Annotated in this window: 13 protein-coding genes; 7 read left to right on the forward strand and 6 right to left on the reverse strand. The window is 70.1% G+C overall.

The window, feature by feature from the left end; genetic code table 11:
* Nucleotides 1-104: 104 nt before the first annotated feature.
* Nucleotides 105-440 (forward strand): pilin, encoded by a 336-nt coding sequence (locus HNR67_RS28190; protein ID WP_312988215.1) that lies wholly within the window; start codon nt 105-107, stop codon nt 438-440.
* Here the strand turns inward: HNR67_RS28190 and HNR67_RS28195 are convergent.
* The gene (locus HNR67_RS28195) at nt 412-804 is read right to left on the reverse strand and encodes a hypothetical protein (RefSeq protein ID WP_185005229.1); all 393 of its coding nucleotides are present in this window, start codon (nt 802-804) and stop codon (nt 412-414) included. The genes HNR67_RS28190 and HNR67_RS28195 overlap by 29 nt on opposite strands.
* Here HNR67_RS28195 and HNR67_RS28200 point away from each other — a divergent pair.
* The 6 genes from HNR67_RS28200 to HNR67_RS28225 are packed head-to-tail and all read left to right on the forward strand — an operon-like array spanning nt 779 to nt 9,706.
* Nucleotides 779-2,317 (forward strand): hypothetical protein, encoded by a 1,539-nt coding sequence (locus tag HNR67_RS28200; protein ID WP_185005230.1) that lies wholly within the window; start codon nt 779-781, stop codon nt 2,315-2,317. The two genes, HNR67_RS28195 and HNR67_RS28200, sit on opposite strands and share 26 nt — an antisense overlap.
* The gene (locus tag HNR67_RS28205; protein WP_185005231.1) at nt 2,314-3,408 is read left to right on the forward strand and encodes a PrgI family protein; all 1,095 of its coding nucleotides are present in this window, start codon (nt 2,314-2,316) and stop codon (nt 3,406-3,408) included. The genes HNR67_RS28200 and HNR67_RS28205 overlap by 4 nt, the downstream gene beginning before the upstream one ends.
* The gene (locus HNR67_RS28210) at nt 3,405-5,240 is read left to right on the forward strand and encodes a VirB4 family type IV secretion system protein (protein WP_185005232.1); all 1,836 of its coding nucleotides are present in this window, start codon (nt 3,405-3,407) and stop codon (nt 5,238-5,240) included. Before HNR67_RS28205 ends, HNR67_RS28210 begins: the two co-directional genes overlap by 4 nt.
* Nucleotides 5,227-7,737, forward strand: coding sequence for a type IV secretory system conjugative DNA transfer family protein (locus HNR67_RS28215; RefSeq protein WP_407645144.1), 2,511 nt, complete (start codon nt 5,227-5,229; stop codon nt 7,735-7,737). The genes HNR67_RS28210 and HNR67_RS28215 overlap by 14 nt, the downstream gene beginning before the upstream one ends.
* A gap of 20 nt (nt 7,738-7,757) precedes the next feature.
* Complete coding sequence (locus HNR67_RS28220; RefSeq protein WP_185005233.1) at nt 7,758-8,768, forward strand: replication-relaxation family protein; 1,011 nt, start codon at nt 7,758-7,760, stop codon at nt 8,766-8,768.
* On the forward strand, nt 8,765-9,706 hold the full coding sequence (locus HNR67_RS28225; RefSeq protein WP_312988219.1) for a C40 family peptidase: 942 nt from the start codon (nt 8,765-8,767) through the stop codon (nt 9,704-9,706). Before HNR67_RS28220 ends, HNR67_RS28225 begins: the two co-directional genes overlap by 4 nt.
* Before the next feature lie 136 nt (nt 9,707-9,842).
* On the opposite strand, the gene HNR67_RS28230 is transcribed toward HNR67_RS28225, so the two are convergent.
* The 5 genes from HNR67_RS28230 to HNR67_RS28250 form a co-directional block, all read right to left on the reverse strand.
* Complete coding sequence (locus HNR67_RS28230) at nt 9,843-10,061, reverse strand: hypothetical protein (protein WP_185005234.1); 219 nt, start codon at nt 10,059-10,061, stop codon at nt 9,843-9,845.
* A 320-nt stretch (nt 10,062-10,381) separates the two neighbouring features.
* The gene (locus HNR67_RS28235) at nt 10,382-10,630 is read right to left on the reverse strand and encodes a hypothetical protein (RefSeq protein ID WP_185005235.1); all 249 of its coding nucleotides are present in this window, start codon (nt 10,628-10,630) and stop codon (nt 10,382-10,384) included.
* Nucleotides 10,631-11,909: 1,279 nt separating this feature from the next.
* Nucleotides 11,910-12,941 (reverse strand): DUF3560 domain-containing protein, encoded by a 1,032-nt coding sequence (locus tag HNR67_RS28240; RefSeq protein ID WP_185005236.1) that lies wholly within the window; start codon nt 12,939-12,941, stop codon nt 11,910-11,912.
* Between the two features lie 297 nt (nt 12,942-13,238).
* Nucleotides 13,239-14,216: a hypothetical protein gene (locus HNR67_RS28245; RefSeq protein ID WP_185005237.1), complete on the reverse strand. Its 978-nt coding sequence runs from the start codon at nt 14,214-14,216 to the stop codon at nt 13,239-13,241.
* Between the two features lie 159 nt (nt 14,217-14,375).
* Entirely contained in the window at nt 14,376-15,200 is an 825-nt protein-coding gene (locus HNR67_RS28250; protein WP_185005238.1) for a hypothetical protein, read from the reverse strand.
* Between the last annotated feature and the right edge of the window lie 514 nt (nt 15,201-15,714).

A 15,714-nucleotide genomic window follows, 5' to 3' on the forward strand; every position in this document is an offset into this window, starting at 1 on the left:
CCGTTGCCCGGATCCAGCACCCCGACATCGACTTCGTATCCATGCCCGCGGGCTCCGCCCACGGTCATCGGAGGACTAGCCGTGGTCAGCTACCGCAACAGGTGGTGCGCCGAACGCTGCAGGTGGCGTTGTTGATCGCCGTGGGGTGGCTGGGGTCGGCCTCCTCGGTGCAGGCCGACCCGGCCGCGGTGCTAGCGCTGGCCAAGTCGGTGGAGGAGGTGCTGAGCAACATTCAGCTGTGGCTGCTGGGCATCCTCGGCAGTCTGGCCACCCTGTTCCTCAGCTTCGGCGGCGCCCGCTACCTCGCGGCCGGCGGGGACCCCGGTGAGGTCAGCAAGGCCAAGTTGGCGCTCAAGTGCGCAGGCGTGGGGTACGTGGTGGCGCTGCTGGCACCGCTGATCGTGGAGATCCTCAAGCGGATCGTCGGAGCCGGGCCATGACCGCCACCAGCCCTCCCCCCGCGGGCGCACCGGCCCGCCGCGGAGTACGCCGTTCCTGGGCCGGGTGGGCCCTGGCGATGAGCCTGGGCCTGCTGCTGGCCGCGGCCGCGGCCGTCTCCGCGAATGCCCAGCCGAGCACACCCCCACCCCCACCACCAACGTCGGCGAACCCGAGCACCACCACCTCCGCGCCGAGCACGACCCCGGCGCCGTGCACCGGACCGGGCTGCATCCCGCAGCCCACCACCCCCGGCCGGCCGCCGGGCCAACCGGGCGGGTCGGGAAAGCTGGCGTGCTCCTTGTGGGATACCTCGACCTGGTCGGTCTGCCTGGACACGATGCTGACCGAGTTGTTCCGGGACATGGCGGCCTCCGCGCTCAACCCGTTGCTGGAGCTGCTCGGCAACACCCTGCTCACCACCCCGACCCCGGCGTCGGTGCCCCGGATCGGGCAGCTGTGGCAGTCCTCCTGGGAGATCGTGCTGGCCTGCTACGGGCTGCTCGTGGTCGTCGCCGGGATCCAGTTGATGGCCTACCAAACCCTGCAGACCCGCTCCTCGGCGCAGGAGATCCTGCCGCGGCTGCTGACCGGGTTCCTGGCCAGCGCGCTGTCGCTGTTCGTGGCGGTCAAGGCGATCGAGCTGGCCAACGCGCTCTCGGCCGCGGTGATGGGGCCCGGGGTGAACCCGACCGAGGCCGCCGACGCGCTCAAACTCCTGCTGCTCAACCCGGCCTTCGGGATGAGCATCATCCAGGCCCTGCTGATGATCGCGGTGGCCATCGGCGTGATCGCGGTGCTGCTGACCTACATCGTGCGGGTCGCCCTGACCGTGATCCTGATCGTGGCCGCCCCGTTGCTGCTGATGGGCCACGCCTTGTCGGTCTCCGACGGGATCGCGGTGTGGTGGTGGCGAGCCTTCGGCGGCTGTTTGGCGGTGCAGCTTGCCCAGTCGTTGACCTTGATCACCGCGCTGCGGGTGATCCTCGCGCCGGGGTTCACGGTGTTCGGGCCGACCACCGGTGGTCTGGTCAACCTGTTGGTGGGGCTCGCGCTGCTCTACATCCTGGTCAAGATCCCCTTCTGGATCTTCAAGCCGCTCAAGCTCAGCCAGGGCCGTTCCCTGGTGGGCGGGCTGCTGCGCGCCTACATCATCGGCAAGACCTTCGGCGTGGTCAGCGGACGCCGCCGAAGCACCGCCTCCTCCGGCACCCGCTCCGCCGCCCCGCGGCCGCAGCCCGGCGCGGTCAGTGAGCCGCCGTGGCCGATGGCGATCCGCCAGTGGGGCGGTCTGGCCGGCATCGGCGGCCCGGAGGCCATCGCCCGCCGGCTGCGCGAGCAGCGCGCCACCGCCCTCGCTCACCGGCAGCCAGCCAGCCGAGTGGGCGCAGTCCGGTTCCAGCAACACGCCCCGCAGACCCCGACCCATGACCTGGCTCCACGTCACGCCTCGGAGGCACCCACCATGACCCAGTTCCAGGCCCCGGTCCCCGACCGGCCCACCACCGCAAAGCCCATTGCCCAGACCGCGGTTACCCCCAGTCCGCTGCGGTTTCAGACCGCCTCGGTCCCGGTGCCCGCACCGGTTCGCGTGCCCACCGCGGCGGTGCCCACACACCTGCGGTTCCAGCCCGCCACCCCCGAGCCCCTCCCCCAACCCCGCACCGCCGACGCCGCGCCCGCGGCCCCGGTGTTCGGGCATCCGGCAGTCGCACCCCTCGTCCGCCGCGCCCGCGCCCACACTCCCGCCCCGCCTCTGTTCCAGCCACAGCCCGGTGCGCCGGAGAACTCGGCGAGCAGTCCGGACCGCGCCGCCCCCGCGGTGGTGTTCCACCCGCCGCAATCTGCCCCGCGGACTCGACCTGGAGGTGAGAAATGACCTCGCCCATCCGCATCCCCGCTGATGTCGACCGGCCGGATCGCATCCTCGGCCCGCTCACCGGACGGCAGGTGCTCATCCTCACCGCCGTCGCTGGCCTGCTCTACGGCGCCTACTACCTCACCCGCGACCTGGTCCCGTTGCTGGTCTTCGCGCTGGCCGCGCTGCCGATCGCGGCGTTCACCGCCGTGTTGGCGCTGGGCCAGCGGGACGGGATCAGCCTGGATCGCCTCGCCCTCGCGGCGTTGCGGCAGGCGCTGAGCCCGCGGCACCGTGTCGCCGCCCCCGAAGGCATTCCCGCCGTCCCGGACTGGCTGACCCAGCACGCCACCACCGCGGGCGGGCCCGGGGCGGTGTCCCCGGTGCCGTTGGAGTTGCCCGCCGAGGAAGTCACCGACGCCGGGGTCATCGACCTCGGTCCTGACGGCCTGGCCGTGCTGGCCGTGTGCTCCACGGTCAACTTCGGGCTGCGCACCGCCGCCGAGCAACAAGCCCTCGTCACCGTCTTCGCCCGCTTCCTCAACAGCCTGACCGCCCCCGCCCAGATGCTCGTGCGCGCCCAACGGCTGGACCTGTCCACCCAGATCGCCGAACTGCACGAGGGCGCGCCCCGGCTGCCCCACCCCGCGCTGGAACACGCCGCCCGCGAACACGCCGACTACCTCACCCAGCTGGCCGCCACCACCGACCTGCTGCGCCGCCAAGTCCTCCTGGCCCTGCGCGAACCCCTCCATACCCCCGGAGCCAGCGGGAGCGGCTCGCCGCTGGCGCTGCTGCGACGAGGCCGCGGCCACCCGCCAGTGCGGCCCGATGAGGGGGCCCGCCGCGCCGCGGAAACCCGGCTTGCCCAGCGGGTGCAGGAAGCCACCGCGCTGCTGGCACCGGCCGGGATCACCGTCACTGCGCTGGAGCCCGGCACGGCGACCAGCGTGCTGGCCGCGGCCTGCAACCCCGACTCGCTCATCCCGCCCGGCACCACGTTGGCCACCGCCGACGAGGTGATCACCACCGCACCTGCCGGCGGCTGGAATCCGGCCGCCTTCGGCACCCCGGCCACCACCAGCTACCCGGACGGAGGTGACCAGCGATGAAGCGCACCAGCACCGCGGGCAGCGGGGTGTTCACCCCGGACTCGATCACCGTCGGGGCCCGGCACCTGGAGGTCGGCGGCGAACAGGTGGCCTCCTTCGCCGTCACCGGCTACCCACGCGAGGTCCACCCCGGCTGGCTCCAGCCACTGCTGACCTACCCCGGGCGTCTGGATGTCAGCCTGCACATCGACCCCGTCGACCCGGTCACCGCCGCCGACCGCCTCAAGAAACAGGTCGCCCGGCTCGGCTCCGGCACCGGCCTGGACCCGCACACCGCGGTCGCTCTGCGCGATGCTGAGGACCTGGCCGACCGGCTGGCCCGCAGCCAGGACAAGCTGTTCCGCCTCGGCCTCTACCTCACCGTGCACGCCCACACCGCAGCAGAGCTGGCCACCGAGGTCGCCGCGGTCCGCGCCCTGGCCGCCTCCCTGCTGCTGGATGCCAAACCCGCCAGCTACCGCAGCCTGCAAGGCTGGATCACCACCCTGCCCCTGGGCATGGACCAACTCGGGCTGCGGCGCACCTTCGACACCACCGCGCTCGCGGCCAGTTTTCCCTTCACCAGCCCGGACCTGCCCGCCTCCGACCCGGCCTCCGCCGCGGCGCCCACCGGGGTGCTCTACGGGTTCAACCTCGGCTCCCAAGGACTGGTCCACCACGACCGATTCGCCTGCGCCAACCACAACTCGGTCATCCTGGGCAGCTCCGGCGCCGGCAAGTCCTACCTGGTCAAGCTCGAAGCGCTGCGCTCGCTCTACCGCGGCGTGCAGGTGCTCATCGTCGACCCCGAAGACGAATACGCCCGCCTGGCCGACGCCATCGGCGGCACCCACCTGCAACTGGGCGCCACCGGAGTGCACCTCAACCCCCTCGACCTGCCGGTGCACACCCGCCCGGACGGGCGGCGCACCGCACCCCGGGATGCCCTGGTGCGCCGCTCCCTGTTCCTGCACACCGTGGTGGCCGTCCTGCTCGGCACCGAACTCGACGCCACCGAACGCCTCGCCCTGGACCGCGCCATCACCGCGACCTACGCCGCGGCCGGGATCACCGCCGACCCCCGCACCTGGCTACGCCCCGCGCCGCTGCTGGCCGACCTGGCCACCGCCCTGACCCGCGTACGCGAACCGGCCGCGGTGACGCTGGCCGCGCGGTTTCAGCCCTACACCACCGGCGCGTTCTCCGGGCTGTTCGCCAAGCCCACCACCCTGCGCCCGGAAGGCCACTTCGTCGTGTTCTCCCTGCGGGAGCTGGCCGAGGAACTCAAACCCCTGGGCACCCTGCTCGCACTGGATGCGGTGTGGCGGCAGGTCTCCAACGCCGCGATCCGCCGCCCCCGGCTGGTCGTGGTTGACGAAGCCTGGATGCTGATGCGCCAACCCACGGGCGCGGAGTTCCTCTTCCGCATGGCCAAAGCCGGCCGCAAGCACTGGGCCGGACTCACCGTGGCCACCCAGGACGCCGCCGACGTCTTGGGCTCGGAGATCGGCAAGGCCGTCATCGCCAACGCCGCCACCCAGATCCTGCTGCGCCAAGCCCCGCAGACCATCGAGGAGATCGGCCATGCCTTCACCCTCTCCGCCGGGGAACGCCAGTTCCTGCTCTCCGCCGCCCAGGGCCAGGGACTGCTGGCCACCGGCACCCACCGGGTCGCCTTCCAAGCCCTGGCCTCCCCGGCCGAACACGACCTGATCACCACCTCACCCGCGGAGCTGGCCGCCCTGGCCGCGAGCGCATCGGAGACCAGTCCGGAGACGTTCGTGGACCTGGAGTCCGCAGCCACTGGCACCTCGGGCGAGCTTGCAGAGGAGGTCGACCTTGACGTTGCCTAGCCTCACCCCGGATCCGCTGCCAGTCGAGAACCCATTGGCAGGCAACGGGATTTCGTACGCCTCGCCGATCGCGGACTACCTGCTTGACCCGTGGGGCGCTCTCCTCAACCTGGCGACCGCGGCCAGGGACTGGCTGGTGGCCTGGGGGCCGACGGCCGCCGGTGTCTTCGTCGGGCTCGTCACCGGGCTGGCGGTCCTGCGCCGGGCCCGGCGCCGCCGCAACCACACCCGACTGGCCACCGACGCCCGGCTGATCACCGTGCTGGCCCCGCCCACGGTCGAGCCCACCGGCGCGATCACCTTGTGGGCCAACCTCATCGGCCTGCTCCACCCCGCCTGGAAACGACTGCTACACGGCCAGGCACACCTCAGCTTCGAGTACGACTTCACCGTCAACGGACTGCAGATCCAGCTGTGGGTGCCCGGCCTGGTGCCACCGGGACTGGTCGAGCGCGCCATCGAGGCCGCCTGGCCCGGCGCGCACACCCGCACCACCCCGGCACCACCGCCGCACCACGGCGGTCACGTCGAGGCGATCGGCGGTGAACTCCGCCTGGCCCGCCCCGAGGCGCTGCCCATCCGCACCACCTTCGCCACCGACCCCCTGCGCGCCTTGCTCAACGCCGCGACCGGCCTCAGCCCGCATGAGCACATCCGCGTGCAGATCCTGGCCCGCCCGGTCACCGGGCGCCGCCTCGCGCGGGCCCGCCGAGCCGCCCGGCGCCTCCACACCGGCCGACCGGGCAACCCGATCAGCAGCTTCCTCGACCTACTCACCCCCGGCACCCACACCCACGGCACACGCACGAACTCCTCGGCGCCGCGGCTGGATCGGCAGACCAGCATGGACTACACCGCCCAGGACCGGGCCATCGTGGCCAAACAGCGCGAACCGCAATACGACACCCGCATCCGCTACCTCGCGGCCACCACCCTGACCGCCACCCCCACCCCGCAGGAACGCACCGCGGTCCAGGCCGGACTCCGCGGCCGAGGCCACGCCCTCGCCTCCGCCTTCGCCCCCTTCGCCGAACACAACCACTACCGCCGCACCCGCCTGCACCACCCGCAGGCCATGGTCGTCTCCCGGCGCCTGGATGCCGGGGATCTGCTCTCGGTGCCCGAACTCGCTGCCCTGGCCCACCTGCCCCTGGACGAGGCCGCCCCCGGCCTGCACCGCGCCGGCGCCCGCGCCCTCCCACCACCACCCGGGATCGCCACCACGGGGCCGCAGATCAAACCGCTGGGGATCAGCGATGCCGGACACTCCCGCCCGATCGGCCTGCACGTCGCCGATGCCCGCCACCACCTGCACATCCTGGGCAAGACCGGCTCCGGCAAGTCCGAACTGATCGCGAACTTGGTGCTGGCCGACGCCGAAGCCGGCCGCGGCGCAGTGGTCATCGATCCCAAAGGTGACCTGATCCACGACCTGCTGCAGCGCCTACCCGAGGAGGTGGGCGAGAAGGTGGTGCTCTTCGACGCCGACAGCCCCACCCGCCCACCGGTGCTCAACCCCCTTGAGGGCGCCGACACCGCCCGCACCGTGGACAACCTGGTCTCGATCTTCGCCCGGATCTACGCCTCCTCCTGGGGGCCTCGCACCGAGGACATCCTGCGCGCGAGCCTGCTCACCCTCACCGCCCAACCCGGCACTCCCACCCTGCTGGACGTGCCCAAGCTGCTCACCGTGCCCGCCTTCCGCGCCCGCGCCACCGAACACCTCCGCGACGAAGTCCTCCTCGGCTTCTGGGCCGGCTACAACACCCTGTCCGACCCCGCCCGCGCCCACATCATCGCCCCGCTGATGAACAAACTCCGCGGCCTGCTGCTACGCCCGTTCGTCCGCAACGCACTCGCCGCCGGACCCTCCACAGTGGACATGACCAAGGTCCTCGACGGCGGAATCTGCCTGGTACGCATCGGCAAAGACGCCCTCGGCATCGACACCACCAGCCTGGTCGGATCCATCATCGTGGCCGCGGTCTGGCAAGCAGCCACCCGCCGCGCCCGCCTCCCACAACGCCGACGCCGCGACTGCGCCCTCTACGTCGACGAATGCCACAACTTCCTCAACCTGCCCTACCCCCTGGAAGACCTGCTCGCCGAAGCCCGCGGCTACCGCCTGTCCATGACCCTGGCCCACCAGCACCTGGACCAGCTCACCAAGGACCTGCACGCCGGCATCTCAGCCAACACCCGCTCCAAGGTCTTCTTCACCGCCAGCCCCGAAGACGCCCGGCACCTGGCCCGCCACACCCACCCCCGCCTGACCGAACACGACCTCTCCCACCTGGGCGCCTTCCACATCGCCGCCCGCCTCCTCACCGACGGCGAGGAAACCCACCCCTTCACCGCCCGCACCCGCAAACTCCCACCCGCAGTCCCCGGCCGCGCACAGGCCATCCGCACCGCCGCCGCGGCCAACACCCGCCCACCCACCCCGGCACCCGGACCGGCACCCCGTACCGCCCGGGATCCACGCCGGGCCGCCTGACCACCGCCCAGGAGAACAGGATGATCACCAACGTCACGCCCCAACGGAAACTCCGCGGCCACCTACCGCAACGCCCCACCCCACGCGCCGCGGCCACCGGCGCCCACCACGCCCGCCTAGCCTCCCGCCTCACCCCACGCGACCGGTGGCTGGCCCGCATGCTCTTCGAGCACCGCGTGCTCACCACCCACCAGATCGAGCAGCTGGCCTTCCCCTCCACCCGCGCAGCCAACCACCGCCTCCGCCAGCTCTACCTCTGGCGCGTCCTGGACCGCTTCCAGCCCTTCGTCACCACCGGCACGATGCCGATGCACTACATCCTCGACACCGCCGGCGCGACCACGCTGGCCCACGAGGACGGCCTGGCCCCAGAAGCCCTCGGCTACCGCCACACCACCGCCATCGGCATCGCCCACTCCCTGCGCCTGGCCCACACCACCGGCGTCAACGGCTTCTTCACCACCCTCATCGCCCACGCCCGCCACCCCGCCACCCGCAGCCGCCTGACCGCCTGGTGGCCGGATACCCGCTGCGCGGCCCACTTCGGCGACATCGTCCGCCCCGACGCCTACGGCCGCTGGAAACAAGCCGGACGCGAGTTCGAGTTCTTCCTGGAGTACGACTTCGGCACCGAAACCCTCACCCGCCTCACCACCAAGCTCACCGACTACGCCCGCCTGGCCGCAGCCACCGCGATCCGAACCCCCGTGCTCTTCCACTTTCCCAGCCACCGCAGGGAATCCACCGCCCGCCGCGCCCTGACCGAGGCCATAGCCAGCCTGGTCCACCCCGCGTTGGTCCCCATCGCCACCACCACCGCAGGCAGCAACCCGACCGCTGGGTGGCTGCCGCTGGCCGTACCGGCCGCCGGCCAAGGCCGCCTTGAACTGATCGCACTCGCCGACCTCTGGCCGATCACCAACTCGGCCACCACCGCCGAGCAGGAACGCAGACACACCGTGGTGCAGACCAGGTTGACGCCCCCAACGCCGATGCCCCCTCCACCTGCAGCCCGCAGGGCTCAGCCGTGAAGCTCGTGCTCGCCGCGATGACCATCATCGTGGCGATCCCGGTGGCCCTTGCCGCCTTCCTGATCCACCTCGCCAGCGGCGTGACCGGCACAACCGGCAGCCACCCCGGCGCCGAGGCCCTAGCCGACATCCCCAGCGACTACCTCAGCATCTACCGCACCGCCGCGGCCACCTGCTCCGGCCTGGACTGGACCGTCCTGGCCGCGGTCGGCAAGGTCGAGTCCAACCACGGCCGCTCTACGTTGCCTGGCGTGCGCAGCGGCTCCAACTCCGCTGGAGCCCAAGGCCCCATGCAGTTCCTGCCCGCCACCTTCGCCGCCTACCGGAACCCGATCCCGCCCGGCGGCATCGATCCACCCTCGCCGTACCACCCGGTCAACGCCATCCACGCCGCCGCCCGCATGCTCTGCCACAACGGCGCCAAGGACAACCGCGACATCCGCGCCGCCCTGTTCAGCTACAACCACTCCACCGCCTACGTCGACCAGGTCCTGGCCATCGCCCGCGACTACAACCGTGCCCCCACCACAGGGCCGGCCGCGCAACGGGCGATCGAGTTCGCCATGCAACAGATCGGCCATCGCTACGTCTGGGGCGGCGACGGCGCGCACGAGGGCGGATTCGACTGCTCCGGACTGACCAAGGCCGCCTACGCCGCCGCCGGAATCACCTTGCCCCGCACCGCACACACCCAGTACACCGCCGGCCCGCGCCTGGCACCCGGGGCGCCGTTGCTCCCGGGCGACTTGGTGTTCTTCGGCAACCCACACACCAAGATCCACCACGTCGTGCTGTACATCGGCGACGGCAAGGTCGTGCACGCGCCAACTTTCGGCCAGCGCGTCCAGGTCGCTCAATTGGCCAGCCTTGGCCCGCACGCCGGTGCCACACGTCCCGCGCAGGGTCGAGGCGAAAGTTCGGCGGCTTCGGCAGGCTAGGAAGGCGCCTCCCCCTGGACGAGTCCTGCGTGGGAGCCTAATTTTGAGGATCTTCGTGGCTGTGCTGAGCAGCGCGGACCTGCATGTGGGTGCTGGAGGTGGCGCCGAGAACGTGCCCGTGACGCCGTAGTGCCCCCTACTCAGTGCGCTGAGATGTGCTGGATTGCGCCGCAAACCACTGCCGCTCAACGCGTTCCCGCAGTGGGCCGAGGCCGAGCAGCACCGGCGACAGCGTCTCATGCACACGTTCTGGGGTGGGGACCTGATCCGCTGCCAAGCGGAACGCTACCGCGAACTTCTCCAGCTCGCTGGCCGCCGCACGCATCAGATCCGGGTCCAGCCGGGACTTGTCCATGGACTGACCCTACTGAGCTGAGCGAGGCCAGCGTACTGCTCGACCCCGTCTGCGGCGGCTGCATCACCGGCCCGATGGGGTCGAGCGCAAGGGGGATGCGCTCCCCCGTCGGGCCGGGCCACGCTTCACGCAGGGGCGGCGGCGCTGGACGGACTTGGAAGCCGGTCCACCCAGGGCAGAGTTTGCACACACACATCGAAGTGGGTGGCCGACGGGCCGCCCGAAAGCGGACCCATTCAACAGGCGCTTCGTGGCGAGACCCATTGCACACGTCAACCGTTCACATCGGACGCGCTACTGAGTTGCGCCGCCCGCAAGTCTCAGGTGATCTCGCGGTTCACGGACGGAGCAGACCCGCCTGGTCGACGCTCCGCCGGGGCTCCGAGCTTGACACCGACCTTGATCACCCGGAACACGGAGGCATCGGCGGAGACCTCCCGCCCCTCGGTGTTCGCGCGGCGCAGCGCGGTCATGAACACGACGCACACCATGGCCCCGATTGCGCCGAGACCAGCGAGCATCGCCCACGGCCCAACCCCGGTGACGATGCCGATGACCTCAGTCCACATGAGTTGCCCCTCTCTGGTCGCCCTGTATCGGGCGGGTAAGCCGGACTGGAAGTTCCAGCTTCACTTGATCCCATCCCGGGCGGGGAGTGACCGCGTCGTGATGCGCTTACTGAACTACTTCACCCCATCAGGACTACTCCAGCCAAGGCACAATTCGGCGACCGTGATTCAGGTCGGAAGTACGTATTCGTTGTTGCGGGTGACCGATGTCCCGCGCCTTGCATGACCCATCCGGCAGCCCCCGACCTGCCCCCACCTCGGCCGCCTTGTCGTCCGCACCGGCTTCCAGGTTCAACCGCAGGTTGACCGTCCATATGGGACTGATCAACTCGGACCCTCGCTGGCGATACGCCGCCGGGCGCGGGTGCGCTTCCGCTGGCGGGATGTCCTTCGCGTCCCTGCCGGACTCGAACTTGCGCCGGTCTCGATACTGGGAGGCTGTTTCGGAACGGCGGGCGGCGGCTTCGCGGGGGCGCCGAGCTTCACGCCGAACTTGATCACCCGGAACACGGAGGCATCGACGGAGACCTCGCGTCCTTCCGCGTGGCTGCGCCGGAGTGCGATGGCGAAAAACACAAGCGTGCCAACGAAAACGAGCGCGAGAAACGCGACGAGGACCCAGGGGCCATCTGTCGCCAGAACGCTTAGAACTTCAGCCCACATGGGCAGGTACCCCTCATCCCGGTCCAGAGCAACAACAAGGCACAGCAGGAGAAGCAGCAGGCACGATGTAGCCCTGAGCTTCGGTCAGTCCCCCCGCGTTAGAAGCGGGGGAGTTCGATGACGTCCTGCAATCGGCCTTTCTGGACGGGGGCACGCAGCCCTTGCTTCTTTGGTACGCGCCCTGCTCCAACAGGGGGCGCACCAGAAGATTGCGGCAGTGTAGCAGTCGGACTAGGGCCTTCAAGCTCGCTGGCAGCCGATGCCTCGCTACCGGTACAGGGCCTCGGGTTCCCGTGCGCCGAGCTTCAACCTGAACTTGATCACCCGGAACACGGGGGTGTCGGCGGAGACCTCGCGGCCTTGGCGTTCACGCGGCGCAGCGCTGTGAGGTTGAGCGTGAGCTACCGCATCGAGAGCTGGTTGGCCGTCAGTCTGATAGCCCCAGCGTCGCCGTGTCTAAGCCGTCTGCGACGGCCACCACGCCCGCCATGGTGTCTACCGGTCCGAGACTGGGCTCCAAGTCCACTCTTGGCGGCCACCTTCCGGCGACTCACCGGGCCGACTGGAGTTTAGGACCCCAGTTCCGCCCGCCTAGTAAGAGGATGAGACTGATCAGTCATCCATTTGGGGCGGGGCGATGGTTGCGGATCTGGTCGTAACGAACGGTAGATGTGATCCATTCCCCGCCCGGCAGCTGCATGAAGTTGATCGTGACCGATTTCCTGTTCACGCGGACGACCTCGGCCCAGTCGACCTTGTCCTGCACCCGGTCGCCCTTCTTGATCGTGTCGGGGCCGTAGTCGGCTGCCGTGCCCTCGGTCTGCTGCTGTTGGCGCAGGGCACGCCAGTAGGCGAGCTGGTTCCCAAGGTGGGCAATCGCCTCCCGCGCCCGCGTGCTCCACCCGAGTGTGGAATGGCAGCCTTCTCGACCATCCTGGACGGCGGTGTCGGCGTGCTGGTCGTCGCTTCCGTTGAGTGCGCGTTGCCACCTGCGCAACTCCGCCTCCAGGGTGCGGATTCGGCGGGCGACGCGGAGCGGGTCCTGACGGTGCCGCATGTGCTTTCGCGCGGTGTCCGCGCGGCGGCGGGTGCGTTCGGCAGCGACCGTGAGTTCGGCGCTCTTGCCGAGTTTGGTCCAGCCCCGGTTCCGGCGGCGCAGATCGCGTACGTAGCTGTGGTGGCCGATCAGCAAGGGCTGGCCGTTGTCCGGGAAACAGCGCTCGGCCTGCTCAGACAGCCTGGCCGCGGTGTTGTTCTGGCCCGTGGCCTTGGCCTGCAGCCCCTCGGCGCGCTCGTGCATCCGGTCGGCGCGCTCGGCCTCGGAGACGCGCATGTCCCGCAGGGTGTTGTCCAGGTGCACCGTCACCAGGTAGCCGGCCTCGCGGAGACGCTCGGCCGCGCACTCGATCTGTTGGCGGCGGGCCGGTTTGTCGCGGCTCGTGCGGATGTACCAGGCGCCGTCGTCACCGTCGGGTGTCACGATGTTCCTGGACCACCTCCAGCCGAGTCCGGCGCGCCCGAGTAGCTCGCCGGCGCGGTCTCCTTTGGAGGTTCCGCCGAGGATGGTCCCTTGTTCGTAGGAGTGCCAGATGGTCAGTTCCTGCGTTGCGGACTCCCATGCCGGTGTCGATGCGTTCTCGGTGTTCATGTCGCTGTCCGTCCATTGTGGATCTGGGTGGTGTCGGTTCGAGGTAGCCCGCGGGCGCAGCCGGTCCTGTCTGCACATCGGATGTTGCAAGGCTGCGCGGGCAGCTTGGCGCACGAGGTTGGGACGCGCTCTAGACTGGGCACCTGGCGCCTTTGGGCGCTGGGTCGGTGCTCCTTGTGGGTGTCGATGTTTGGAGAGGCCCGGCGGGTGAGTTGCCGCATCCCTTGGGATGTTTCACCCGCCGGGTTCCACCGCCGCCCCGTTCACCATGGCTGGGTTCGGGGAACCTCCGGCCGGTCAGACAACCGCCATCTCCCTCACCGGCCGCTGCAGGTCACCGTCGAGTGCTTCGGTGTCGGCCAGGTCGGACGCTTCGGGGTTCGCCGATGGTGCGTCCAGTCGTTCAAGGATGCGGTCAGCGACGGCGAGTACCCGGTGCGCGCTGGCGTGGGCGGTGTCGCGGTCGGTGGCCCAGTGGGCCACGTAGGGCACGGAGTAGGAAAGGCTGTCCAGGCCGCAGACCGCAGTCACGATGCAGGCCACCGACTCCGCTTCCACCTCGCACAGATCCCGGGTAACTCCGGGTCGGGTGTCGTGCTCGCACAGGATGTGGGCGAGTTCGTGGGTCAGGGTCTTGGCCGCCTGCGCGCAGGCCAGATCCTCCCGGACCGTCACCTGTCGGCGGGTGAAGTTGGTCCGGCCGTTGGCGGGGCCGCAGTCGCCCCGCTCGACGGTGTAGCCCAGGGCGCGGATCTGGGCGGCGATGCCGTCCCACAGACCGGCCGGAGCGTCACCGGAGAGCGCGCGCGGCTGCGCAACGGGCGCCGGAGCGGGCGGGTTGCCTTGGAGCTGGGAGACGTCGACGACGGGCACGAGCATGAACCCGGACACGGCCTTGCGCTGCTCGGGCTTCTCCTCGGTGGTGGCCGCCGTGGGCGTGGCGGTCTCCTCGGGGGCGGGCTTGCGGAACACCGGCTTCCAGATTTGGATCTTGTGGGTTCCCTTGAGCATGTAGCCGTATCCGAGCTTCTTCCACTCCGAGTGGGGGCGGACGTCGGTGGCGCCGGGGCACTGCTCCAGGATCATGAGCAGGTTGTTGAGGCTGTAGCGGCGCAGCCACTTGCGGGCGGCGATGAGCTGGTGCCAGCCCTCGGCGGTCATCAGCTTGTCGACGCCGTCGAGTAGCTGTTGGCGGGCTACGGAGATCCGTTCTTCCCGTTCTTCGGGGGTGAGGCTGCGGCGGCTGGCGCGGTGGGTCTTCGTGGCGGTGGACATGGCGAACTCCCTAGGGGGTTGGGTCGGGATGTGGAGAGGGTGCGTGGTGGGGGTTGCCGTCCCCGGTCCGCGCACAGGTGTCCTGTGTGGACAGGGCAGAGGTGTTGTTGGGCGCAAGGTTCAGGGCCCGCGCGGGTCTGCGTAGTTGCGGGTGCGCGGTCAGGAGACGCAGAATCCGACCTGACCGGTCTTGCAGTGCGGGCACGGGACCGTGCCGGTGTCGCTGACCTCGCCGATGGTGTCGAAGTCCCAGCCGCGGGCGTCGGTGTCGCCTTCCGGCCGGAACAACCACGATCCGGACTCGGCACACCACCGGCTCCCGCACGCTCTGCACTCGGCCATGCAGTGCGCGGCGCCGAAACCTTCGGTGTCCAGGGCGCGCAGCGCCAGGCGTTCGGCGACGGCATCGGGGTGCTCATCGGAGTCGAAGGCCACGGCGGCCGCGCCGACGAGGGTGAAGAGGAACTCGCCGACCAGGCCGACGAGGTACCAGCCGGCCGGGACGATGTGGCTGCGCTCGGTCACCTCCCACCGGTCGGAGTAGACGTAGCCGTGCCGGGCCAGGCGGTCGAGCGCCTCGCGGGAATGCCAGTACCGCATGCCCAAGACCACGAAGGGCCGGAGCACGTGCACGGCGAGAAGTTGGCGGCCGGTGTTCAGGTAGGCATCGGTGTACGGCTCGGACCAGACCGTGCGCACCTCGGCCAACCCAGTTCCGGCCAGCGCGCGCAGGACGCCGGCTGCGTCGCAGGCGGCGATGTCCGGCCGGTCCGCGCGAGGCGGGACGTCCGGGCGGAGGGCGGCCACGGGGACTGGGGCGTAGGGCGCGACGGCGTAGGCCGTTGCTTCGGAACCGGCCAGCAGCAGCGCGTCGTTCAGGCGCCGGCCCCAGGGGCGGTCTGCCGCGGCGAGCACGGCGCGAATGGTCTCTTCGGCATCAACGTTCAGCGAGTAGTCGGAGACGTGGGTGTACACGCAGGTCATTGCGATCATCCCCTTTGAGGGGCCAGTCGGATATTTGGAGAGTAAACCGTCAGCTTCCGGGGTTGCCGTCCCTTTGTCTGACGCCTTTGATACTACTCCAACCCCCGGAAAGCACAAGCGGGAATTCGGGTGATTGTCATGATTCTTTTCGGTCTGAATATGTACGACATACGCATTGTCAATGATTCAATTCACTTCGATTTGCCCCGAGGGCGAGAGGGCGCGACGGCAACGAAAGGCAGGATCATAAAGGGGTGAAAATGTCGAATAGACATTTGCTGGGAGCGGGGTAGTCGACGGAGGCTGGTCGTCGACCACTACCGGACACACCGCCGACGCGCCCACCCTGTTCAGATGCCTGCCAGCAGGCGAGTCGGCTCCAGCATCGGCAGCCCCTTGGGTGGCAGTCACCAGCGACTTTGATGGTCGGCACACCTGCCTGCCTAGCTGGACGGGTGCGAGGAAGCCCGGATGGCACCCCATCGGGTCCGCAGGGCCGACGTCCACGAGATCG

The sequence above is a fragment of the Crossiella cryophila genome, assembly GCF_014204915.1.
Taxonomy (GTDB): domain Bacteria; phylum Actinomycetota; class Actinomycetes; order Mycobacteriales; family Pseudonocardiaceae; genus Crossiella; species Crossiella cryophila.

Excerpts from the sequence above, each read along its gene's own strand:
- HNR67_RS28200 (WP_185005230.1), top strand. The coding sequence starts at position 779 with ATGCTGACCGAGTTGTTCCGGGACATGGCGGCCTCCGCGCTCAACCCG.
- HNR67_RS28195 (WP_185005229.1), bottom strand. The coding sequence starts at position 804 with ATGTCCCGGAACAACTCGGTCAGCATCGTGTCCAGGCAGACCGACCAG.
- HNR67_RS28205 (WP_185005231.1), top strand. The coding sequence starts at position 2,314 with ATGACCTCGCCCATCCGCATCCCCGCTGATGTCGACCGGCCGGATCGC.
- HNR67_RS28210 (WP_185005232.1), top strand. The coding sequence starts at position 3,405 with ATGAAGCGCACCAGCACCGCGGGCAGCGGGGTGTTCACCCCGGACTCG.
- HNR67_RS28220 (WP_185005233.1), top strand. The coding sequence starts at position 7,758 with ATGATCACCAACGTCACGCCCCAACGGAAACTCCGCGGCCACCTACCG.
- HNR67_RS28230 (WP_185005234.1), bottom strand. The coding sequence starts at position 10,061 with ATGGACAAGTCCCGGCTGGACCCGGATCTGATGCGTGCGGCGGCCAGC.
- HNR67_RS28235 (WP_185005235.1), bottom strand. The coding sequence starts at position 10,630 with ATGTGGACTGAGGTCATCGGCATCGTCACCGGGGTTGGGCCGTGGGCG.
- HNR67_RS28240 (WP_185005236.1), bottom strand. The coding sequence starts at position 12,941 with ATGAACACCGAGAACGCATCGACACCGGCATGGGAGTCCGCAACGCAG.
- HNR67_RS28245 (WP_185005237.1), bottom strand. The coding sequence starts at position 14,216 with ATGTCCACCGCCACGAAGACCCACCGCGCCAGCCGCCGCAGCCTCACC.
- HNR67_RS28250 (WP_185005238.1), bottom strand. The coding sequence starts at position 15,200 with ATGACCTGCGTGTACACCCACGTCTCCGACTACTCGCTGAACGTTGAT.